A 21,064-nucleotide genomic window follows, 5' to 3' on the forward strand; every position below is an offset into this window, starting at 1 on the left:
CGCGGAGGGAAAGCAGAAGGCCCGGAATCATTGATTCCGGGCCTTCGTCTGGTTGCGGGGGCAGGATTTGAACCTACGACCTCTGGGTTATGAGCCCAGCGAGCTACCGAACTGCTCCACCCCGCGGCACGAGGGTTAACGATACCAGGGGCCGGAGCATCCGTCGAATCGCCCCGGGTGGACGCGTCGGGCCGGGCGCGTCGCGGGTCAGGAGGAGTGCGCGAACTCGGCCTCCGCCGCCCAGACGACCTCCTGCGCGCGGCGGGCGAGGCTGACGAGCAGCCCACGCTCGGCCGCGGTCATGCTCGTCCGCGGCTCGCGATCGATCACGCAGACCGCGCCGACCGGTCGGCCGTCGGCACCTTCGATCGCGGCCCCTGCGTAGAAGCGGATGCCGCCGGGCGCCGTGACGAGCGGGTTGTCGGCGAAGCGCGCGTCCCGCTGGGCATCGAGCACGATGAGCGGCTCGTCGAGCTCGACCGCGTAGAGGCAGAAGGAGTCCTGGATGGGCACGCTCTCGGCGATGGGCCCCGTGCGGGCGACGTGCCACTGGCGATCCGGCCCCAGGACCGTCACGAGAGCGGACGGCGCGCGGAACGCGGCCGCGGCGACGGCGACGATCCACTCGAGGCGTGCGCGGTGCTGCGAGAGCGCGAGGACGAGCAGGTCGTTGCGGGCGGCATCGGCGGCACCGAGCGACCGGCGCTGGGCGACCGGGACCCCGACGACGCGATCGAGGTCGTCCATGAGCGCGGCGGCCAGGATCGTCCCGGTCAGGGCGTAGTCACCGCGAGAGATGGCCGCATCGGGCGCGAGGCCGAGCGCGGGCGCGGGCGGAAGGCGGAGGACATCGATCCCGCGCTCGGTCGCGAGCTGCGCCTGCAGGATCGCGTTGAGCTCGTTCGCCCGGCGCTCGGCCCAGCCGACGACGGCGCCGTGGAGGCCGGGGAGGTCCCCCAGCTCGGGGATCTGCAGCACGACGAGGCGCGTCGCCCATCCGGCGGTGGACCGCCAGCCCTCGAGGAGGTCGTGGATCGCGTCTCGCCATGCCCGCGAGGTCTGCCCGGAGAGCACGTCGACGGCACCGAGGACGACCACGACGACGTCGTAGCGGCCGGGCGACGCCGAGCGCAGCGCGCTCGCGATGTCGCTCAGGCCCCACCGCTCGTCGGCGAGCACGTCGACGACGGCGCCCCGGCCCGTGCCCGCGCGCAACGCCCGAGCGACGGAGCCCGGCAGCGCGAGCTCGTGCGAGACGACGCCCCATCCCACCGCTCCGCCAGCCCCGACCAGCAGGAGCCGATCGGGGGACGGCCCGTCGGCGACCGCGTGCGGCCCGTCTACGGGGCGCGGGATGGCATCGCGCGCGTCGGAGGCCCAGGCCTCCCAGGCGCGCAGGACAGGGCGGAGAGAGACCGCCATCGCATCGGCCAGATCTGTCGACATGAGCACCTCCGGGGTCGGGTTGCGCTCAGGCTAGGGCCGACGAGGTCCCCGGCGGCGTGTCCTCCGTTTGGAGGACAGACCGGATGTTCGCAATGCGAACGGTCCGCGCTCAGTCCGCGCGACGCGTCGCGCCGAGACTCATCCCGAGCGGGAGCATCGTCTCGCCCGGCATGCGCCACAGCGCGTCGTCGCCGCGCTCGCACGCCGCGAAGATCCGCCACGGCACCGCGTCGTGCTCGTGCAGGAAGTCGATGTCGAGCCCGGCGGCGATGAGTTCGGTGATCGTGCGGCCGAGGGGGTGCATCCACTCGACGGTGCGCGAGTTCTCCAGGCGCGCGTCCGGCTCCGCGTAATCGCCGTCCTCGTCGGTCGACAGCCCGCCCTCGCGGAAGTACCCGTAGGAGGGCAGGGGGAACGGGCGCCCGTCGACGGGAACGCTTCCGGCGGCGTCGTCGAAGACGAAGGCGGTCGGATGCCCGTCCGCGAAGTACAGCCGCCCCCCGGGCTTGAGGAACCAGGCGATGATGCGAGCCCACTCCGCGATGTCGGGCAGCCAGCCGATCGTGCCCCACGTCGTGTAGACGACGTCGAATCCCTCGGGGTCGGGCAGCCGGTGACGGGCGTCGTAGAGGTCGGCGCACACGAAGCGCGTGCGGTCAGCGAGCCCGAGCTCGTCGGCGAGCTCGCGCGCGGCGCTGATCGCGGGCATCGAGAAGTCGAGGCCGACGACCTCCGCCCCCCGCTGGGCGAGGACGAGAGAGTCAGCGCCGAAGTGGCACTGCAGGTGCAGAACCCGCAGGCCGGCCCAGCCGTCGGGCGCGATGCGCGTGAGCTCGGCCTCCTCGATCGGGTAGAGCCGCCCCTCGCCCCGCCGAAGCGGGGCGAGATCGTAGAAGTCGCTGCCGAGGTGCACGGGGACCTTCTCGTCCCAGTGGGCGCGGTTGAGGGCGACCCACTCGGGCTCGATGCCGGCTCCCACGCCGCCTACTCCTCCGTCTGCAGCTCGCTCAGCTCGAAGAGGCGCTCGAGGGCCGCCTGCAGACGCTCGTCGGCCTCGGCGGCCGCCACGAGGTCGTTCGACGCGTAGGCCGCCTCGCGCTCGAGCAGAGCCTCGCGGGCCTCCTTGAGCGCGGCCTCGAAGTCGAGGTCGGGGTCGGCGGGCGGCTCGGGGTCGGCCGGCTGCTCGGGGTCGGCCGGGGCCTCCGGATCGCTCGGCTCGAGCGGATCGATCGGGTCGACGTCGCCGTCGCCCGCCTCGGCTCCGGACTCGCCGCCGAAGAGCGCGTCGAGCGCCTGGTCGAGGGTGTCCTCGAAGGCGATCTCGTTGCCGAACGCGACGAGCACCTTCCGCAGCAGCGGGTAGCTCGTCCCACCGGTCGACTGCACGTAGACCGGCTGCACGTAGAGGAGGCCGCCACCGACCGGCAGGGTCAGCAGGTTGCCGCTGATGACCTCGGTCTCGCCCTGGCGCAGCAGGTTGAGCTGCTGGCCGACGTTCGCGTCGGAGTCGAACTGGTTCTGCACCTGCCCGGGGCCGGGAACGGTCGTCTGCCTGGGCAGGGTGAGCAGCGTGAGCTTGCCGTAGTCCTCCCCCGCGTCGGCGTTCGCCGTGAGGTAGCCGTAGAGCACGTTGCGACTGTTGCCCCCGGAGGAAGCCGGGATGAACGTCGAGTACAGCGTGAAGGCGGGCTCCTCCGTGCCCGGCACCTGCATCGTCAGGTAGTAGGGCGGCTGGAGCGTCGGGCTGGCCGCGGCCGAGCCCGGGTCGTTCGGGGTCACCCACTCGTCGTCGCGCGAGAAGAAGGAGCCCGGGTCCGTGACGTGGTACTCGCCGAGGATGTCGCGCTGAACCTTGAAGAGGTCGGCCGGGTAGCGGACGTGGGCGAGAAGGTCATCGCTCATCTCCTCCATCGGCTCGAGGGTCGAGGGGAAGATCTTCTGCCAGGTCTGCAGGATCGGGTCGCCCGTGTCCCACGCGTAGAGCGTGACCGAGCCGTCGTAGGCGTCGACGGTGGCCTTCACCGAGTTGCGGATGTAGTTGATGTCGTCGATCGGGAAGGTCGGCGTCGGCGTGTACGTGTCGGCGATCGCGGCCGAGAGCGGCACGGAGGTCGAGTACGGGTAGTTCGCCGAGGTCGTGTAGCCGTCGATGATCCACTGGATCCGGCCGTCGACGATCGCCGGGTACGGGTCGCTGTCGAGCGTCAGGTACGGGGCGACCTTCTGCACCCGATCGAGCGGGTTGCGGTCGTAGAGGATCTGCGAGTCGTCGTTGACGGCGTCGGAGAGGAAAATCTGCTCCGACTGGAACTTCAGCGCGTAGAGCAGCTTCTTGAAGGCGTTGTCGAGCGCCGGCCCGCCGTCGCCCGTGAATGTGTACGTGCGGTTGCCCGAGGTGTCGTCCTCCTCGCCGCCCTCCGACGGGAAGTCGAGCTCGAGGGCGGGCGCGCCCTCCGGGGCGCCGACGATCGAGTACTCCGGCGAGGTCTCGCCGAAGTAGATGCGCGGCTCGTACTCGCCGACCGAGTCGGACAGCGGGCCGCTGACCGGGATGCCCGACTCGAGGAAGAGCGGCTGACCGTCGTCGGCCCGCTGGTTGCCGTACGCGGCGACTATTCCGTAGCCGTGCGTGAAGACGATGCGGGAGTTGTACCAGCTCTCCTCCGTCTGCTCGTTCGGGGTGAGCTCGCGGACGGAGATGACGGTGTCCTGCGTCTCGCCGTCGATCTCGTAGCGGTCGACGTCGAGGTACTGCGGGAAGCCGTAGTACGGGCGGAACTGCTCGAGCTGGGCGAAGGCGTCGGTGACGAGCGCCGGGTCGATGATGCGGATGTTCGCGGTCGTCGCGGCATCCTCCCGCAGCGCGCCCTCCTCCGCGCTCGTCGTCGCCGCGTACGGCACCTCCTCGATGCCCGAGATGCCGTACGCGTCGCGCGTGGCCTCGATGTTGCGCTCGATGTAGGGCGCCTCTAGGGAGCGGGCGCTCGGCTCGACCTGGAAGCGCTGCACGATCCAGGGGTAGACGCTGCCGACGAGGATGCCGGAGATGATGAGGAGCGCCGTGCCGACGATCGAGAGTCGCCAGCGGCCGATGATGGCGGTGATGATGAAGAGCACCGCGATGAGCGCGGCGATGCCGGCGAGGATCTGCCTGCCCGGGATCGTCGCGAAGACCTCGGTGTAGCCGGCGCCTGCCGCGAGGAAGCCGTCGCTCGGCTGCACGAGGGCCGCGTACTGGTCGAGCCAGATCGACACGGCTTGCAGGGCGATGTAGATCGCCGCGGTCACGGCGAGCTGGATGCGCGCGGTGCGCGAGATGCGCACCTCACGACCGGTGAAGCGGATCGCGCCGTAGAGGTAGCTCGTCGCGACGGCGGCGATCGCCGAGAGGAGCACGACGCCCGAGGCGAAGGCGACGATGCCGCGCCAGAACGGGAGCTCGTAGATGTAGAAGGAGATGTCGAGGCCGAACTGCGGGTCGACGTCGCCGAAGGGGGTCCGGTTGATCCACTGGAGCACCATCGGCCAGCGACTCGCGGCCGCGACGCCCGCGAAGAGGCCGAGGACGGCCGGGATGCCCAGCATCGCGACGCGGCGCAGCGGCTCCACGACCTCCTGGTAGCGGTCGAGCTGGCTCGAGAGCTTCGCGTAGACGGGGCGCGAGCGGTACGCGATCTGCAAGCTCGCGAACACGGGGATGAACATCCCGAGGAAGCCGACGAGGAACATCCCACCGGTCGCGAGCCACTGCGTCGTCAGGACGGGCAGATAGCCGACCTGGTCGAACCAGAGCACGTCGCTGTAGAAGTTCGCGAAGACGAAGAAGAGCACGACGACGACGGCGAGGATGCCGGCCGAGATCGCGAGAGTCGCCCGGTTGCGGTTAGCGGGCGGCGTTGCGGTGGACGTCACGGAGAGTCTCCCAGGAGTCGGGTGGCGATCCAGGCCAGACTAGCGGGCGGAACCTTGGCGGCGGCCCCGCGCACGCGCTGTTCGCTCAGGGCGCGGACGCCGCTCCGACGGATCGCGTCTAGGAGCCGCAGCGCGGCAGAGCGCCCCGGTCGCCCCCGTCCGCGACGGTCTGCAGGACCCCGATCGCGTCGTCGAGCGTCGCGACCCGGAAGACGTCGAGACCGTCGGGGATGCTGCCGACCACCTCGCCGCAGTTCTCCGCGGGTGCGAGGAATATTTCGGCACCTGCGTCGACCGCGCCGTACATCTTCTGCACGACGCCGCCGATGGGGCCGACCGTGCCGTCAGCGGCGATCGTGCCGGTGCCCGCGACCTCGGCGCCGCCGGCGAGCGAGCCGGGAGTGAGCTTGTCGATGATCCCGAGCGCGAACATCATGCCGGCGCTCGGGCCGCCCACGTTCGACAGCTCGATCTCGACCTCGAATGGGAACTCGTAGTCGCCCGCGACGAGGATGCCGATGACCGGCACGCGCTCGGTGCCCTCGCTGAGGCGCGGCGTGACCTCGACCGTGCGCTCCCGGCCGCCGCGCTCGATGCCGAGCACGACGGGCGATCCCGTGCCGTTCTCCGAGATCGCGGCGCGCAGCGCCGTGACATCCCGCACCGGCTCGCCCTGGATCGACACGATCACATCGTCGGCCTCGAGGATGCCGACGGATGCGCCGCCCTCCTGCGCCTCGACGACGTACAGGCGGCTCTCGTACGGCTCGCCGATCGCGCGGAGCGCCGCCGCGACGGCCTCCTGCTGCGAGTTCTCCATCTCGATGCGGCTCTGCTCCCGCCTGTCGTCGGTCGAGAGCCCCGGCGGGAAGACCGATTCGAGCGGCACGACCGACTGCTCGGGGTCGAGCCACGCGGCCGCGACCTCGAACCACGACGGCTGGGCCTCGGGGTTGCCGAGGACGTTGACCGTCAGGAGGCTCAGCGAGCCCTCGGTGGGGTACGTCGGCTCGGTGGGGATGGTGATGAGCGCCACCTCCTCACCGTCGACCGAGACCGAGCCGAGGGTGTCGAAGACCGGACCGGGGCGCTCGATGACGTACGGCGAGGGGAGGACGGCCATGGCGAGCACGCCGAAGACGGTCACGGCGAGCAGGAGCCAGCCGATGCGGCGGCCGCGCGAGCGCGCCTCGTCCTGCTCGGCGTCGGCCCCGTCGGTGAAGAGCGACACGGGTTGTTCCTCTCGAAATCCGGCCGTCAGCCTACGGCGAAACCCGGCCGGAGAGCGCGGGCGCCGCACTAGCGTAGGCGGCATGGCTGACGATTCCCTCGGCGGCGCCGAGGACGAGTTCCGCGAGATGATGCGAAAGTTCCTGGCTGGAGAGGGCGACATCGACCCCGCGAGGCTCGCCGGCGCCGCGGGGCTCCCCGCCGACCCCGCGATGGTCGCGCGGCTCATGGGGCAGCTGCAGCGCGCGATGAACTCCCCCAGCGAGGGCATCGACGAGAAGCTCGCACGCGACGAGGCGGGGCGCATCGCCGCGACGGGCGCCGTGACGCCCTCGGCAGCCGAGCTCGAGGCCCTCCGCCAGGCGCTCCACGTCGCGGCGCTGTGGCTCGACGAGGCGACGAGCATCACGCAGCTCACCGCCGAGCCCTCGCTCATCTCGCGCGCCGACTGGGCGCGCCAGACCCTGCCGGTGTGGAGCCAGCTCGCCGAGCCCGTCGCGCTCTCGATCGCCGACGCCCTCACGACGGCCCTCGACACCCAGGTCCCCGAGGAGCTCAAGGCGATGATGGGCGATGCGACGGGCATGATGCGCTCGCTCGGCGGCACGCTCTTCACGCTCCAGCTCGGGCACGTCGTCGGCCAGCTGTCGGCCGAGGTCGTCTCCGGCGGCGACATCGGGATCCCGCTCCTCCCCGGCCGCGACGACCACGACGTGCAGGCGGCCCTGCTGCCGCAGAACGTCGCCGCCTTCGCGCAGGGGCTCGACATCCCCCTCGACCAGGTGCACCTCTACCTCGCCGTGCGCGAGCTCGCCCACGCCCGTCTCTTCCGCCATGCCCGCTGGCTGCGGGCGCACCTCATCAGCGCGATCACCGACTACGCGCGCGGGATCAGCATCGACGCCTCGAGCATCGAGAGCCTCGCGGCCGACTTCGACCCCGCGAACCCCGAGAGCCTCCGCGAGGCGCTCACGAGCGGCGCGCTCATCCCGCCGAAGACCGATGCGCAGCTCGCCGCCCTCGCCCGGCTCGAGACGACGCTCGCCCTCATCGAAGGATGGGTCGACGTGGTCACGGCCGACGCGACGAGCCGGCTGCCCCGAGCGGATGCCGCGGCCGAGACCGTGCGCCGGCGCCGCGGCGCGGGCGGGCCGGCCGAGTCCGCCTTCGCGACGCTCGTCGGGCTCGAGCTGCGCCCGCGACGGCTCCGCGAGGCTGCCGCGTTCTGGCGGGCGATCACCGACGGGGTCGGCACCGCCGCACGAGACGATCTGTGGGGCCACCCCGACCTCCTGCCGACCGCGGAGGACATCGACGACCCCGCGCGCGTCATCGCGGGAATCCAGGCGGGGCCGGTCGACGACGATGCGTTCGACCAGGCGCTCAGCGAGCTGCTCGCCGACGAGGGCGATCGTCCCGTCGAGGGGGCACCGGGTGTCGAGCCCACCGAGGGCGACGACCCGGGGCCTGTGCACAACTGACGCCCTCGAGCGGGGCGCCGCGCATCATGTGCCCATGGTCCTGCGCATCGATCCGCGTCGCCCCCTCGTGTGGCGCACGCCGCACAGCATCCAGATCGGCGTCGACCCCGTCGTCGCGATCATCGACCCCGTCGACGACGGGGACGCGCGGCTGATCGCCGCGCTCGCGACCGGCGTCACGCGCAGCGGGCTCGCAATGCTCGCCTCGACGCTCGGCGTCCCCTCTTCCCGCCTCGACGAGCTCCTGACCGCCCTCGAGCCCGCTTTCGCTCCTCCGCGCGTCGCCGCCGTGCGACGCGTGGCGGTGATCGGAGCGGTGCCCGCCGCGGGGCGGATCGCCCGGATCATCGCGGACGCCGGGCATCCGGTCATCGCCGCGGCGCACGGCGCCGGAGTCCTCGACGAGTCGATCGACGCCGCCGTCCTCGTGAGCCACCACGTGATCGACCCGACCGAGCACCTCGCATGGCTGCGCCGCGACATCGTGCACGTGCCCGTCGTGATCGGCGAGGAGGCCGCGACCGTCGGGCCGCGAGTCGAGCCGGGCACGACGCCCTGCCTCGCGTGCGTCGATCAGGCGCGCACGGCCGCCGATCCGTCCTGGCCCGCGATCGAGGCGCAGCTGTGGGGGCAGCAGGCGCACGCCGACGCGCCGATGCTCGCGACCGAGGCCGCGATCGAGGTGCTGCGGGTGCTGCGCGAGCAGGATGCCGCGAGCGTGCGCATCGACGCCGTCACCGGCCGCCGGCACCGTCAGTCGTGGGCGCCGTCGCAGCAGTGCGGATGCCGCGGGCTCGAGCTCGGGCTGGCTCCCGCCTTCCTCCCCGGGCACGACCTCGCCGGCCCGGTTGACCCAGCCGGTCTCAGCGCCGTGCGGCCCCTCGCCGGCTGACGCTGCCCGCCGCCCCGACCGGGGGCGAGCCGGGCGCTCTGACCTCGTCGAGGAAGCGGCTCGGTGATCGATCGGCGCGACTCGCGCTCGGCCGCTGGGCCCACGACAGCTCGAGCGACCGCCGGGCGCGGGTGATGCCCACGTAGAACAGGCGTCGCTCCTCGTCGACGGCCTCGAGCGTCGTCGCGAAGGTGATCGGGACGGTGCCCTCGTTGAGGCCGACGATGTAGACCGCGTCCCACTCCAGGCCCTTTGCGGCGTGGAGCGTCGAGAGCGTCACCGCCGAGCGGGCAGGAGCGTGCTGCTGCTCGGCGCGGCGCTGCAGCTCGCGCACGAACTCGGCGAGCGTCGTGCCGGCGGGCGACTCCTCAGCGAGGCCGAGGAGCGCCGTGAGGCTCTCCCAGCGCGAGCGCTCGGCACCGCCGCCCTCGGGCGGGTCCTGCCGCCAGCCGAGGCCGCGCAGCACGTCGCTCACGCTCTTGAAGAGCGGCTCGTCGCCGATCGAGATGGCCGCGCCGCGCAAGAGCATGATCGCCTGCCTGACCTCCGGCTGGTCGAAGTAGCGGCTGTTGGCGCGCGTCTGCACCGGCACGCCCGCGCGACGCAGCGCAGCCTCGAGCGCGATGGACTGCGTGTTGATGCGGAACAGCACGGCGATCGTCTCCGGCTCCGCGCCATCGGCGATGCGGCGGGCGATCGACTCGGCGACGGCAGCGGCCTCGGAGGCGTCATCGGGGTGCGCGGCCACCGTGGGGGCGGGTGACGGCCCGGCGCCGTCGCGCGCGGCGGCACGCAGAGTGAGCGCGCCCGGCCGACCGCGCATGAGACGGTTCGCGAGCGTCACGATCGGGTCGGTGGAGCGGTAGTTGTCCTCCAGCCGGACGACGCGAGCGTCGGGGAACTCGCTGCCGAATCGCACGAGGTAGTCGCTCGATGCCCCCGCGAAGGAGTAGATGGTCTGCGAGGCGTCGCCGACGACGCAGAGCTCGCGCCGACCGCCGAGCCACAGCGAGAGCAGGTCGTGCTGGAGGGGCGAGACGTCCTGGTACTCGTCGACGACGAAGAACCGGTACTGCTCGCGCACCTGCTCGGCGACGCGCGGCTCGACCTCGAGCATCCCGGCCGTGGCGAGGAGGACGTCCTCGAAGTCGATCTGGCGACGCTCGTCCTTGATCGCCTCATACTGGCGGTGCAGGTCGACCATCGCCGAGACGGGCAGGCGCGCGGGCATCGTGCGGCTCTCGGCGGCGCGCCCGTACTCGTCGAGCGAGAGCCGCGAGACCTTGCGCCACTCGATCTCGGCCGCGGCGTCGCGGAGGGCGGCGGTGTCGAGCCTGAGCTTGAGCGCGGACGCCGCCTGGCCGATGAGCGGGCCCTTACCGTCGATCACGCGCGGGGGCGACCCTCCGACGACGGTCGGCCAGAAGTAGTGCAGCTGCCGAAGGGCCGCCGAGTGGAAGGTGCGGGCAGAGACGCCGTCGGCGCCGAGCGCGCGCAGGCGCCCGACGAGCTCGCCCGCCGCGCGAGTCGTGAACGTGAGCGCCATGACGCGGGACGGGTCGTACGCGCCGGTCGCGACGCCGTAGGCGATGCGGTGCGTGATGGCGCGGGTCTTGCCGGTGCCGGCGCCCGCGAGCACGCACACGGGGCCGAGCAGGCTCTCGGCGACGACCCGCTGCTGGTCGTCTAGCTGGGCCAACAGGCGATCGGGTTCGGGGCCGCTCATGCGTCGATCGGGCCCCCGTACCAGTCCTCGATGATCGCGCGAGCGATCGAGGTCCGGCCAGGAAGGGCTATGTCATCGAGGGCCGCGCCGAGCTCCTCGCGGCTGAACCAGCGCAGGTCGAGGATCTCGGTGCCGTCCGGCCGCAGCTCGTGCTCGAGCGCCGGGTCGAGGCGGGCGCGGAAGCCGAGCATGAGCGAGGCGGGGAACGGCCACGGCTGCGAGCCGACGTAGACGGGGTCGACGACGCGCAGCCCCGACTCCTCGCGCACCTCGCGCACGACGGCGGCCTCGAGCGACTCGCCCGGCTCGACGAACCCGGCGAGGAGCGAGAAACGGTTGGCCTCCCACTGCGCGTTCGACCCGAGCACAATGCGGTCGTCGGCGTCGGTCACGGCAACGATGATCGCGGCGTCCGTGCGCGGGAACAGCTCGCGGCCCGTCTTGACGTCGACTCTCACCCAGCCGCCTCGTCCTGGCTGCGTCGCGTTGCCCGTGAGCGGCGAGAACGCGTGCGCGGCATGCCAGTTGGCGATGCCGAGCGCCTCGACGGCGAGGCCGGCGTCGCGATCGCCGAGCGCGTGGCCGAGCGAGCGCGGATTGCCCCATCGCGCGATGTCGGCGGCGAACGCAGGGGCGCGGTCGTCGTCGAGCACGACGGCGACGATTGCGGAGCCGGCGGGAAGGTCGGGCGCCTCCTCTGTCGCGCGCCCGAGGTAGATGCGCAGGGCATCCGTCGGGGCCGCCTGCACCGGGAGGAGGGCGAGCGCGACGGCGTCGCCCGCCGCGAGGAGGACCTCGCCGCGCCACACCGGGAGGACGCGCGTGGTCGGCTCGCCCCACAGCTCGTCGAACAGCCGCGGACGCGTGCGCGCCGTGTCGTCGCGATCGATGCGATATCGCGAGAGCGGCAGCGTCGCGGTGAGCGAGAACTGCATGGATGCCTCCAACTGCCGGGTGGGACCTGCGTGGCGCAGGGCGGCCGGGGGGTGCCCGCCGCCTACCCTGGGGGCATGGCCAGATCCCCTCTCACTCTAGCCGCGCTCGCCACGGCGGCCGTCCCGGGACTGGACGTCACGCACGCCTCTCGGCTCAGCTCCGCCCGGTCGCGCGACATCGACGCCGCCGTGCTCACGAGCCGCGACGGGCGCCACCTGGTCATCCGCGTGCCGCGCACCGAGCCGGCGGAGGCCGAGCAGTCGGCCGACCTCGTCGCCCTGCGCGCCCTGAGCGACGGCGTGCGCTCGCGCCTGCCGTTCGCGGTGCCGCGCCTCGTGGGGCAGACTCCCGTCGGCGGCACGCGCGCGATCGTGCACGAGTTCGTCGATGGCGACCCGGTCGCCCTCGAGTCGATCACGCCGGGGCTCGCATCGTCGATCGGGCGCGCGATCGCGGCCGTCCACGCGCTGCCGACGAGCGTCGTGTCGGATGTCGGGCTCCCCCAGCTGCGCGCGATCGACGTCATGCGCGAATCGCTCGCCACTCTCGACCGGGCGAGCGAGACCGGGCTCGTTCCCGCGGGCCTCCTGCGGCGCTGGGAGCTCGCGAGCGAGGACCAGTCGCTCTGGCAGTTCACGCCGACCGTGATCAACGGCGGCGTCTCCGCCGGATCGTTCCTCTCCATCGGCGAGACCGTCACGGGCGTGCTCGGCTGGTCGCGCCTGCAGATCGCCGACCCGGCGCGCGACCTGTTCTGGCTGCTGGGCTCCGCCGACGCCGCCGTGCCCGAGTCGGCGTTCGAGGCGTATCACGAGGCGCGCGGCATCCACGATCGAGAGCTCTCGCGTCGCGCGGTGTTCGCCGCCGAGCTCGAGGTCGCGCGCTGGCTCCTGCACGGCACGACGAGCGGCAGCAGCGAGATCGTCGACGACGCCGTCGAAATGCTCCACGCGCTGCTCGACCGCGTGCACCGCGACATGACGAATCCGCTCACGATGGAGCAGGACCGCCCCGCGACGCTCACCGAGGCCCACGACCTCGCCGAGCTCGGCGCGCCCGAGGCGGCGCGGCTCTCGCCCGCGAGCCTCTCGCCGGCGAGCCCGGCATCGGCAGGGTCGGCGGGCTCGGTCGGCTCCGGCGGCTCGTCCGCGAGCCCCGGCTCGAACGGCAGCGCGGCGACCCCGCCGACGCCGCCCACCCCGCGCGACTGACGGAGGAGCGCGGACCGGCTACTCGCCCGCGGCGATGCGGCGCGCGATGATCGTGCGGCCGCGCTGCACGGCGCGGACGAGCTCGGGCTGGCGGATGCCGAGCTCCTGCGAGACGTCGGAGTACGTGCGCTTCTCCAGCAGGATGCCGCCGAGAGGCGCCCGCAGCTCGGGCGGCAGCTGCGAGATGCGCCCGACGAGCTCGTCGTAGCCGAGAGCGTCGACCGCCGAGTCGTCGATGTCGTGCTCGGGCGTCACGTCGAGGTCGAAGTCGTCTGCCATGCGAGAAGCCTTTCGAAGCGAGGGAGGGCCGGGCGGCGCGACCCAGCCTAGAGCGCGCCCGTACCCGGCGCTCAGGAGCTCGCGGCCTCGATCAGTGCCGAGAAGAGCCGCAGATCGTCAGGCGACTCCTCCGGGTGCCACTGCACGGCGACGCCGAACGAGAGCCCGTCGATGTCGACGGCCTGAATGATGCCCTCGTCGCCGCGGGCGCTCACCGTGAGCCCCGGCGCGAGGTGATCGATGGCCTGGTGGTGATAGCTCTTGACCGTGAGGCCCGCGCCGAGCATCCCGGCGATGCGCGTACCCGGCTCGGTGAGCACAGGGTTGTCGGCGAACGTCGCGTTGCCGTAGCTGTAGCGGTTCGAGCCGAGAACGTCGGGCAGGTGCTGCACGAGCGTGCCGCCGAGCGCCACGTTGAGCACCTGCAGGCCGCGGCAGATGCCGAGAACCGGCAGGTCGCGCGCGATCGCAGCGCGCACGAGCGCGATCTCCCAGGCGTCGCGGTCGGGGCGCGGGGCGTCGTTCTCAGGATGCGCGAGCTCGCCGTAGAGGGCGGCGTCGACGTCTTTGCCCCCAGTGAGGATGAGCCCGTCGATGCCGTCGAGGGCGCGCTCGACCGCTGCGGGGTGAGGCGGCTGCGGGGGCAGGCCCGCGACCGCTCCCCCGGAGGCGATGACGCAGTCGGTGTAGACGCGAGGCAGCACAGAGGCTGGGCGATCCCACAGACCCATGACGGTCTGCTCCATGTAGGTCGTCAGACCGATGAGTGCAGTCACGCGGCGCCGCTGCTCGACGAGAGTGCGTGGTCGGCTGCGATGAGGTGGCGCGCTCGGTGCACGGCGCGCACGAGCTCGGCCTGGCGGATGCCGAGCTCCTGGCTCACGTCGCTGTATCTGCGGCGCTGCACGAGCACGCCGGTCGCGGCGGCCTGCAGATCGTGCGGCAGGCGGGCGATCGACGTCGCGAGGTCGGCGGCGTCGAGGCCGGCCACGAGCTGCTCGAGGCGGGCATCCTCATGATCGACCACATCGAGGTCGAAGTCGTCGTCACGCATGGGTCTCTCCATTTCGGTGGTGGTGGTGGTGGGGGGGGCGCGGCCCGGGAGCGGCGGGATCAGCGGCCGCCCCCGAGCGAGACGAGTCAGCTCGCGAAGTCGCGCACGAGCTGCTCGTTCTCCTTCTTGTTGATGAGGGCGACGACGTAGCCGACGACCAGGGCGATGAACGGCAAGAGCACGAGGAACCAGCCGAGCGCGTTGAGCTGGAAGGCGCTCTCGGGCAGCGACGGGTCGACGCCCTCGGGAACCGTGCCGGCCAGCAGGTTGAAGCGCGACATCACGAGGTAGAGGCCGAGCGTCAGGAGGATCGCCGAGAGCGCCGGAGCGATCACGGTCTTCCACATCGAGCCGCCGCCGACCTTGCGGAAGAAGACGATGATCGCGATCGAGACCAGGATCTCGACGACGATGACCGACATCGCGGTGATCGAGCTCATCCAGAAGAACAGATTCGCGACCGGGTCGAGGCCCGCGACGGCGAACACGATCATGACGATCGCGGCGAGCACCGAGGTGATGACGACGCCGCCGACGGGCGCCCCCGCGCGGTTCGTCGTGGCCGCGCGCTGCGGTAGCACGCCGCCGCGTCCGAGAGCGAAGAAGTAGCGCGCCGCGGCATTCTGGAAGGCCAGGAGGCCCGCGAAGAGGCTCGTGATGACGAGCACCGTCATGATCGTGACGAGCCAGGGGCCGACGTACTGCTCGGTGAGGCTGAAGAGCACGCCCGCGGGGTTCACGAGCGGGTTGCCGTCGGCGTCGGCCGAGCGCGTGACGACCTCGTCGATGATCGAGCCAGCACCCATGCCCGTCACCATGGCGAACGAGACGATCGCGAACAGGATGCTGATGGTCGAGATCGCGATGTAGGTCGCGAGCGGCACGGTGCGCTTGGGGTCCTTCGACTCCTCGCCGTAGATGGCCGTGGCCTCGAAGCCTATGAAGCTCGCGAGGGCGAAGGCGAGGGCGATGCCGGCGCCGCCCGCGAAGCCACCGGCGAAGATGTTCTCGGGGCTGAACGAGGCGACGAGGTTCCAGCCCTCGGGGCCCCCGTCGGCGAGCATCGCCACGGCCGCGACGAGCAGCGACAGCATCTCGAGCACGAGCAGCACGCCGAGCACCTTGGCGCCGATGTCGACGGTGAGTAGCGAGAGACCCGTCACGAGAGCCCAGGCGATGAACGACCAGAGGTACCAGGGCAGGTCGACGCCGAGCTCGGCCATCGTGCCGGCGACGAGGCCGCCGAAGAAGCCGAAGATGGCGAGCTGGATCGTGACGTAGGTGAGGACCGAGACGAAGGCCGAGGCGACGCCGGCGTTCACGCCGAGACCCTTGCCCACGTACGCGAAGAACGCGCCCGAGTTGGTGACGCGCTGGCTCATCGCGGCGTAGCCGACGCTGAACAGCAGCAGCGTCAGGCCGACGACGAGGTACGCGCCGGGGGTTCCTGCGCCGTTGCCGACGAGCATCGCGACGGGCACCGCGCCCGTGATGCCGACGAGCGGGGCTGATGCGGCGACGACGAAGAAGACGACGCCGATGACGCCGAGCCGCCCGGCACGGAGCGACGAGCGCTCCGCCTGGGCCGTGGGGGTGGAACGGGTCATGACCGGTACTCCTCATTGAGCAGGGGTGATCGTTTGGGCCTAAACGACTGGTTCACAGATTGGCCCTCGGCCTCGCTCGCGTCAAGCAGTTCGCCGGGCGAATTTGCCTATCGTTAGTTTACGAACGATTCGGTAGGCTGGTGACCATGTCAGACCTCCACGGCTTCATGGCCCCCCAGACCCCGTCGGGCGCGAGCGCGATCATCCCCGACATGCCCTGGTACTACTCGGGCACCCTGCTCACCGCCGAGTACCGCACCGACCCCGAGAAGGTCGCGGCCCTCCTCCCCGAGGGCCTCGAGCTCGCCGACGACGACCCGGGAGCAGTGGCGCTCATCTGGGCCGACTGGCAGTCGTGCTCGGGCAGCGGCGCCGAGCTGCTCGACCCGCAGCGCTCGCAGTATCTCGAGACCTTCGCCGTCGTGCGCGTCAAGCACGAGGGCCAGACCTACACGCGCTGCGTCGCCATCTGGGTCACGAAGGACTTCGCGATCGCCCGCGGCTGGTTCCAGGGCTACCCCAAGAAGCTCGGCTCGATGGCCGTCACGCGCGTCATGAACGTCGGCCGCGCCGCCCCGCGCCTCGCGCCCGGTGCCAAGATCGGCGCCTCGCTCGCGGCCTACGACCACCGCCTCGCCTCGCTCGTCGTCACGCTCGAGGCCGAGAGCGAGAGCAACGGCTTCGTGAACGGCCACCCCATGCTGCATTCGCGGTGGATGCCCTCGATCACGCCCGGCGCCGGCAACAGCCTCGACCAGCTCATCACCATGAGCACGACCGACGCCGAGCTCGGCGCCACCTGGCGAGGCGACTTCGAGCTCGAGCTGCACGACTCTCCGTGGGACGAGCTCGCGTCGATCCTGCCGATGCGCGAGAAGATCGGCGCGTTCTACCGCGAGGTGGGCGTGACCTTCAATGGGGGAAAACTCGTGAAGGACGCGTCTAACACCTCGATCTAGACCAATGCATGGAACGAGAGGGGCCCGGGAGCATCGCTCCCGGGCCCCTCTCGTCTGCTCCTTCGGAGGTCCAAGAAGCTGTGTTTGCTGACTTCCTCGACCTACAGGTCGAGGAAGTACTCCTTCACTTCCCACTCGGTGACGTCGCGCGTCGAGGGGTCGTCGACCGCCTCGGCGTAGCGCTCGAGCTCGTCGCGCTTCATGACCTCGAAGACGTCGACGAGCGGGCCGCCGAGGATCTCGATGAGGGCGGTATCGGCGCGCAGAGCATCCAGGGCATCGCCCAGCGTCATCGGGAGGACGACCTGCGACTCATCCTCGTACGAGTAGCCGACAGCGGGCGGCGGCGCGACGAGCATGCGGCGGATGCCGTCGAGGCCGGCTGCCAGGATCGCAGCGGTCATGAGGTACGGGTTCGCCGCGCCGTCGCCGAGGCGCATCTCGAGCCGCGTACCGCCGCCGCGCTCCGGCGGGATGCGCACCATCGCGCTGCGGTTGTCGTGGCCCCAGTTGGCGCGGTACGGCGCGAGCGTGTCGGGCCCGAGCCGCTTGAACGCGTTCACCGTGGGGTTGCAGAGGGCGGTGAGCGCCGGCCCGTGCTCGACGATGCCGGCGATCATGTGCAGCGCGATCTCGCTGAGCTCGTGACCCGAGTGCATGAGGTTCTCGCCGTCGACATCGACGACCGAGACGTGCAGGTGGAACCCGCTGCCGCCCTCGTCGCTCCACGGCTTGCCCGAGAACGTCGCCGCCTGGCCGACCCTTGCGATGAGGTCTTTCACGGCGGCCTTGAGCATGAAGATGCGGTCGCACGCGTCGAGCGATTCGCCGTGCCAGATGTTGACCTCGTACTGGCTCGGGCTGAACTCGTGATTGCCCGCGAAGACGCCGATTCGCAGCTGGTCGAGCATGCGCAGCAGGTGCAGGAAGGTGCCCTTGGGGTCGACGGTCGCGCCGCTCGAATACACGCGACCGGGCTGCGTGAGCGCACGGCGGTACGAGCCGTCGGAGTTGCGATCGGCGATGTAGAACTCGAGCTCAGGGCCGATGACCGGCTGCAGGCCGAGGGCCGCGTACTCGCCGACGACGCGCTCGAGGAGCGTGCGGGGCGCGAACTCGTTGGGCGTCATGTCGGGGTTCGCGGCACCCGCGACGACGTAGGCGACGCCGGGCTCCCAGGGCAGGGCGCGCCAGCTCTCGGGCACGATCTGGCTGATGAAGTCGGAGAGACCGTCGCTCAGGATGCTGCCGCCGTCGAGCACGCCGCCCTGGGTCGTGGTGATCCAGACGCCCTGCGAGAATGCCGGGCCGCCGTGGCTGATCTTGTCGAGCTGGCTGACGAGCAGGTCTTTCGAGCGGACGGTGCCGATGACGTCGGCGTAGATGACGCGGAGCACATCGATGCCCGCTTCGGCGAGCTCGCTCTGCAGATTGACGAGACTCCGACTCATGTGCGACTCCTTCGTGGCACTTCAGTGATCCTGCGGTGGATCGTTAGGCCTCAAACGATACAGTAAGTAGCGACCACCGTCGAAGAGGAGGGTGCCCCGTGCGAGCACTGTTTGTCCAGCATGACCACGTCAGCCCGCTCGGGCCGGTCGGCGAGCGCTTCGCGCAGCATGGCTTCGAGATCGACACCTTCCTCGTCGTGCCGGAGGAGAGTTTCCACTCCCCCGACATCGCCGTCGACTTCCCCGACCTCTCCCACTACGACGTCGTCATCCCTCTCGGCGCCCCCTGGGGCGCCTGGGACGACGCGTGCATCGGCACGTGGCTGCGCGCCGAGCTCGACTGGCTCGGCGACGCGGTGCGCGGCGGGATGCCCGTGCTCGGCATCTGCTTCGGCGGCCAGCTCGTCGCCCGCGCGCTCGGCGGCTCGGTCGCGCCAGGACCGAGGGGCGAGATCGGCTGGACCGCCATCTGGAGCGAGGACCCGTCGCTCGTCGGGCAGGGGCCGTGGTTCCAGTTCCACTACGACCAGTGGCAGGTGCCGCCGAGAGCGGTCGAGATCGCGCGCAGCCCGGTCGCGTCGCAGGCCTTCACGATTGAGCGCACGCTCGCGGTGCAGTTCCACCCCGAGCTCGATGCGGCAGGCCTCAAGGGCTGGCTCGATTGGGGCGGCGCGTCGAAGGTGCGGGAGTACGGGCAGGATCCGGAGGTCATGCTCGCGCAGACCCGCGCCGAGCAGGAGGCCGCCCGCGAGCGCACCTTCGCGCTCGTCGACGCGTTCCTGAGCCGGGTGGCCGGGCTCATCCCCGCGGCCTGAGCGCAGCATCCGCCGTCGGCAGGCGCCCCGACAGCACGACGCGCCGGGGCCCTGGAATGCCCCGGCGCGACGTGGGATCGGATCAAACGACGCGGACGGGCATCCGCTTGATGCCGTGCACGAAGTTGCTGCGCAGGTAGTCGATGTCGCCCGTGCGCTCGAGGACGACGTCGCGCGAGAGCAGGTCTTCGAACATGATGCGCAGCTCGATGCGCGCGAGCGCGTTGCCGAGGCACATGTGCGGGCCACCGCGGCCGAACGACATGTGCTCGTTCGGGTTGCGGGTCACGTCGAAGCGGTACGGATCGTCGAAGACCGAGTCGTCGCGGTTGCCCGAGGCGAACCACGTGACGACCTTGTCGCCCTCCTTAATCTGCGTGTCGGAGAACTCGACGTCCTTCGTCGCCGTGCGGCGGAAGTGGTAGACGGGCGAGGCGAAGCGCAGGAACTCCTCGATCGCCCACGGGATGAGCGAGGGGTCGTTCTTGAGCAGCGCCATCTGCTCGGGGTTGTTGAGCAGGTTGCTCATCGAGTGGGTGATCGTGTGGCGCGTGGTCTCGTTGCCGGCCACGACGAGCAGGAGGAAGTTGGTGTTGAACTCGTCCTCACTGAGCCTGTTGCCGTCGTTCGGAACGCCGTCGGAAAGCAGCGTCACGAGATCGGCGCCGCCCTTGCCGGTGCGCTCGGCCTTGAGGTGCCGGCCGTACTCGTAGACCTCGACGGCCGCGGGCGAACGGAACGGCACGTGCTTGTACTTCTCGCTGTCGACCGAGTCGACGAGCACGTCGGCGTGCTCGGGGTCGGTGTTGCCGACCATGCGGTTGCCCCAGTCGATGAGCTGGCCGGTGTCGCTGTCCGGCACCCCGAGCAGTCGAGCGAGCACGCGGATCGGGAAGTCGGCGCTGACCTCCTCGACGAAGTCGAACTCCTTCTTCGCGAGCGCGTCGTCGAGGGTCTTGGCGGTGATGCCGCGCAGGAAGGTCTCGTACTTCGCGACCGCCTGAGGCGTGAACTCGCCCTGCAGCATGCGGCGCAGCGCGCGGTGGCGCAGGCCGTCCATCTCGAGCAGCGAGCGGCGCTGCTCCTGCAGCTCGGGGTCGACCTCCTCGAGGTTGGTGAACTTCGTCGAGGTGAAGGTCTCGGTGTCGCGCAGCACCCGCACGATCTCGTGGTACCGCGTCACCGACCAGAAACCGTGGTTCGGCGACTCCTCACTCGAGAAGTGGAGACCGGGCCTGCGCCGGAGCTCCTCGAACACCTGCCACGGCGCGCCGTGGGCGAACAGATCGAGGTCAGCGAGGGTGAGGGCTGTCGTCGTCGACATGGAGCGCCTGCTTTCGTCGGAGGCCGAGATTGTTAGGATCCTAACAATCTTTACCGGACCGCGTCGAGTCCTCTTTCTCCCGGCGCGCCGCGGGCGATCGTGAGCGTTCAGCATGCTTCGGGCCCGAATGAGGTTGGATGCTCTGCAGGAGGACTTCGATGCCCAGCCCCCACACGCTCGCCGAGACGGAGCAGCAGGTCGCCCAGAAGCTCGGCGGCCTGACGATCGACTTCGAGGCCATGGCCGTCGCGTCGAATCTGTTCCGCGCCGCGAATGCGACGCGCAACTACCTCGAGCGCACCGTGCTCGCGCCGCACGGACTGTCGTGGACCGCGTTCGTCGTGCTCTGGGTCACGTGGATCTGGGAGCCGATCGAGACGCGCCAAATCGCCGAGGAGGGTGGGTTCTCGAAGGCGACGCTCACCGGGGTGCTCGGCACGCTCGAGGGCAAGGGCCTGCTGCAGCGAGAGCGCAGCACGAGCGATGGACGACTCGTGCTCGTCTCGATGACGCAAGAGGGTTGCGACGTCATGCAGCGACTCTTCCCCGAGTTCAACCGTCACGAGCAGCAGGTCGCGCACGCCGCCGGCGATCAGGCCGAGCAGCTGGCCGAGCTGCTGCGGCGCATCACCGCTGACATCGAGTCGCGCCGCTGACCCGCGGGTCTCTCGAAGCGTCATTCCGCACGCTCGGTTCTTGGGCTACTATTGTCAGAGTCGTTCGTACCCGAATGACTTACCA

General features: G+C 71.0%; 18 protein-coding genes and 1 tRNA gene. 6 read left to right on the forward strand and 13 right to left on the reverse strand.

Features of this window, described 5'->3' with window-relative positions; genetic code table 11:
* Positions 1–49: 49 nt before the first annotated feature.
* The 5 genes from FHX53_RS06900 to FHX53_RS14025 all read right to left on the reverse strand — a co-directional run bounded on the left by FHX53_RS06900 (position 50) and on the right by FHX53_RS14025 (position 6,589).
* Positions 50–126 (reverse strand) — tRNA-Met (locus FHX53_RS06900).
* Positions 127–207: 81 nt separating this feature from the next.
* Complete coding sequence (locus FHX53_RS06905; RefSeq protein WP_182490632.1) at positions 208–1,446, reverse strand: GAF domain-containing protein; 1,239 nt, start codon at positions 1,444–1,446, stop codon at positions 208–210.
* A gap of 109 nt (positions 1,447–1,555) precedes the next feature.
* Entirely contained in the window at positions 1,556–2,425 is an 870-nt protein-coding gene (locus tag FHX53_RS06910) for a methyltransferase domain-containing protein (protein ID WP_182490633.1), read from the reverse strand.
* A 5-nt stretch (positions 2,426–2,430) separates the two neighbouring features.
* Positions 2,431–5,358, reverse strand: a complete 2,928-nt coding sequence (locus FHX53_RS06915; RefSeq protein ID WP_182490634.1) for a UPF0182 family protein — start codon at positions 5,356–5,358, stop codon at positions 2,431–2,433.
* Between the two features lie 118 nt (positions 5,359–5,476).
* On the reverse strand, positions 5,477–6,589 hold the full coding sequence (locus tag FHX53_RS14025; protein WP_343050889.1) for a YlbL family protein: 1,113 nt from the start codon (positions 6,587–6,589) through the stop codon (positions 5,477–5,479).
* An 82-nt stretch (positions 6,590–6,671) separates the two neighbouring features.
* Between FHX53_RS14025 and FHX53_RS06925 the strand changes: the two genes are divergently transcribed.
* Together FHX53_RS06925 and FHX53_RS06930 are read left to right on the forward strand one after the other, a co-directional pair.
* Entirely contained in the window at positions 6,672–8,069 is a 1,398-nt protein-coding gene (locus FHX53_RS06925; RefSeq protein WP_182490636.1) for a zinc-dependent metalloprotease, read from the forward strand.
* A gap of 34 nt (positions 8,070–8,103) precedes the next feature.
* Positions 8,104–8,961, forward strand: a complete 858-nt coding sequence (locus tag FHX53_RS06930) for a hypothetical protein (RefSeq protein WP_182490637.1) — start codon at positions 8,104–8,106, stop codon at positions 8,959–8,961.
* Here FHX53_RS06930 and FHX53_RS06935 read toward each other — a convergent pair.
* Together FHX53_RS06935 and nudC are read right to left on the reverse strand one after the other, a co-directional pair.
* Positions 8,933–10,687: an ATP-dependent helicase gene (locus FHX53_RS06935; RefSeq protein WP_182490638.1), complete on the reverse strand. Its 1,755-nt coding sequence runs from the start codon at positions 10,685–10,687 to the stop codon at positions 8,933–8,935. The genes FHX53_RS06930 and FHX53_RS06935 overlap by 29 nt on opposite strands.
* A complete protein-coding gene (gene nudC, locus FHX53_RS06940) occupies positions 10,684–11,622 on the reverse strand; it encodes an NAD(+) diphosphatase (protein ID WP_182490639.1) in 939 nt (312 codons plus the stop codon). The genes FHX53_RS06935 and nudC overlap by 4 nt, the downstream gene beginning before the upstream one ends.
* 75 nt (positions 11,623–11,697) lie before the next feature.
* On the opposite strand from nudC, the gene FHX53_RS06945 reads away from it, so the two are divergent.
* A complete protein-coding gene (locus tag FHX53_RS06945) occupies positions 11,698–12,834 on the forward strand; it encodes a phosphotransferase (protein WP_182490640.1) in 1,137 nt (378 codons plus the stop codon).
* 18 nt (positions 12,835–12,852) lie between these two features.
* Here FHX53_RS06945 and FHX53_RS06950 read toward each other — a convergent pair whose 3' ends face one another.
* From FHX53_RS06950 to FHX53_RS06965, 4 genes are all read right to left on the reverse strand, one after another.
* Positions 12,853–13,113 carry a hypothetical protein gene (locus tag FHX53_RS06950; protein WP_182490641.1) on the reverse strand — a complete coding sequence of 87 codons (261 nt, stop codon included), beginning with the start codon at positions 13,111–13,113 and terminating at the stop codon, positions 12,853–12,855.
* Between the two features lie 71 nt (positions 13,114–13,184).
* Positions 13,185–13,889: a gamma-glutamyl-gamma-aminobutyrate hydrolase family protein gene (locus FHX53_RS06955; RefSeq protein WP_343050890.1), complete on the reverse strand. Its 705-nt coding sequence runs from the start codon at positions 13,887–13,889 to the stop codon at positions 13,185–13,187.
* Positions 13,886–14,167, reverse strand: coding sequence for a hypothetical protein (locus FHX53_RS06960; protein WP_182490642.1), 282 nt, complete (start codon positions 14,165–14,167; stop codon positions 13,886–13,888). The genes FHX53_RS06955 and FHX53_RS06960 overlap by 4 nt, the downstream gene beginning before the upstream one ends.
* A gap of 86 nt (positions 14,168–14,253) precedes the next feature.
* On the reverse strand, positions 14,254–15,774 hold the full coding sequence (locus FHX53_RS06965; protein WP_182490643.1) for an APC family permease: 1,521 nt from the start codon (positions 15,772–15,774) through the stop codon (positions 14,254–14,256).
* Positions 15,775–15,920: 146 nt separating this feature from the next.
* Here FHX53_RS06965 and FHX53_RS06970 point away from each other — a divergent pair, with 146 nt between their 5' ends.
* Positions 15,921–16,733, forward strand: coding sequence for an acetoacetate decarboxylase family protein (locus FHX53_RS06970; RefSeq protein WP_182490644.1), 813 nt, complete (start codon positions 15,921–15,923; stop codon positions 16,731–16,733).
* Between the two features lie 101 nt (positions 16,734–16,834).
* Here the strand turns inward: FHX53_RS06970 and FHX53_RS06975 are convergent, their stop codons facing one another.
* Positions 16,835–18,184: a glutamine synthetase family protein gene (locus tag FHX53_RS06975; protein WP_182490645.1), complete on the reverse strand. Its 1,350-nt coding sequence runs from the start codon at positions 18,182–18,184 to the stop codon at positions 16,835–16,837.
* Between the two features lie 98 nt (positions 18,185–18,282).
* Between FHX53_RS06975 and FHX53_RS06980 the strand changes: the two genes are divergently transcribed.
* The gene (locus FHX53_RS06980; RefSeq protein ID WP_182490646.1) at positions 18,283–18,999 is read left to right on the forward strand and encodes a glutamine amidotransferase-related protein; all 717 of its coding nucleotides are present in this window, start codon (positions 18,283–18,285) and stop codon (positions 18,997–18,999) included.
* 82 nt (positions 19,000–19,081) lie between these two features.
* Here the strand turns inward: FHX53_RS06980 and FHX53_RS06985 are convergent, their stop codons facing one another.
* Positions 19,082–20,323 carry a cytochrome P450 gene (locus FHX53_RS06985; RefSeq protein ID WP_182490647.1) on the reverse strand — a complete coding sequence of 414 codons (1,242 nt, stop codon included), beginning with the start codon at positions 20,321–20,323 and terminating at the stop codon, positions 19,082–19,084.
* A 158-nt stretch (positions 20,324–20,481) separates the two neighbouring features.
* Between FHX53_RS06985 and FHX53_RS06990 the strand changes: the two genes are divergently transcribed.
* Entirely contained in the window at positions 20,482–20,979 is a 498-nt protein-coding gene (locus tag FHX53_RS06990) for a MarR family winged helix-turn-helix transcriptional regulator (protein WP_182490648.1), read from the forward strand.
* The last annotated feature ends 85 nt before the right edge of the window (positions 20,980–21,064 follow it).

The organism is Microcella alkalica (assembly GCF_014137945.1).
Lineage (GTDB): Bacteria > Actinomycetota > Actinomycetes > Actinomycetales > Microbacteriaceae > Microcella > Microcella alkalica.

Coding starts and splice junctions, on each gene's coding strand:
- FHX53_RS06925 (WP_182490636.1), top strand. CDS start 6,672: ATGGCTGACGATTCCCTCGGCGGCGCCGAGGACGAGTTCCGCGAGATG.
- FHX53_RS06970 (WP_182490644.1), top strand. CDS start 15,921: ATGTCAGACCTCCACGGCTTCATGGCCCCCCAGACCCCGTCGGGCGCG.
- FHX53_RS06975 (WP_182490645.1), bottom strand. CDS start 18,184: ATGAGTCGGAGTCTCGTCAATCTGCAGAGCGAGCTCGCCGAAGCGGGC.
- FHX53_RS06945 (WP_182490640.1), top strand. CDS start 11,698: ATGGCCAGATCCCCTCTCACTCTAGCCGCGCTCGCCACGGCGGCCGTC.
- FHX53_RS06965 (WP_182490643.1), bottom strand. CDS start 15,774: ATGACCCGTTCCACCCCCACGGCCCAGGCGGAGCGCTCGTCGCTCCGT.
- FHX53_RS06930 (WP_182490637.1), top strand. CDS start 8,104: ATGGTCCTGCGCATCGATCCGCGTCGCCCCCTCGTGTGGCGCACGCCG.
- FHX53_RS06990 (WP_182490648.1), top strand. CDS start 20,482: ATGCCCAGCCCCCACACGCTCGCCGAGACGGAGCAGCAGGTCGCCCAG.
- nudC (WP_182490639.1), bottom strand. CDS start 11,622: ATGCAGTTCTCGCTCACCGCGACGCTGCCGCTCTCGCGATATCGCATC.
- FHX53_RS06960 (WP_182490642.1), bottom strand. CDS start 14,167: ATGCGTGACGACGACTTCGACCTCGATGTGGTCGATCATGAGGATGCC.
- FHX53_RS06935 (WP_182490638.1), bottom strand. CDS start 10,687: ATGAGCGGCCCCGAACCCGATCGCCTGTTGGCCCAGCTAGACGACCAG.
- FHX53_RS06905 (WP_182490632.1), bottom strand. CDS start 1,446: ATGTCGACAGATCTGGCCGATGCGATGGCGGTCTCTCTCCGCCCTGTC.
- FHX53_RS06985 (WP_182490647.1), bottom strand. CDS start 20,323: ATGTCGACGACGACAGCCCTCACCCTCGCTGACCTCGATCTGTTCGCC.
- FHX53_RS06950 (WP_182490641.1), bottom strand. CDS start 13,113: ATGGCAGACGACTTCGACCTCGACGTGACGCCCGAGCACGACATCGAC.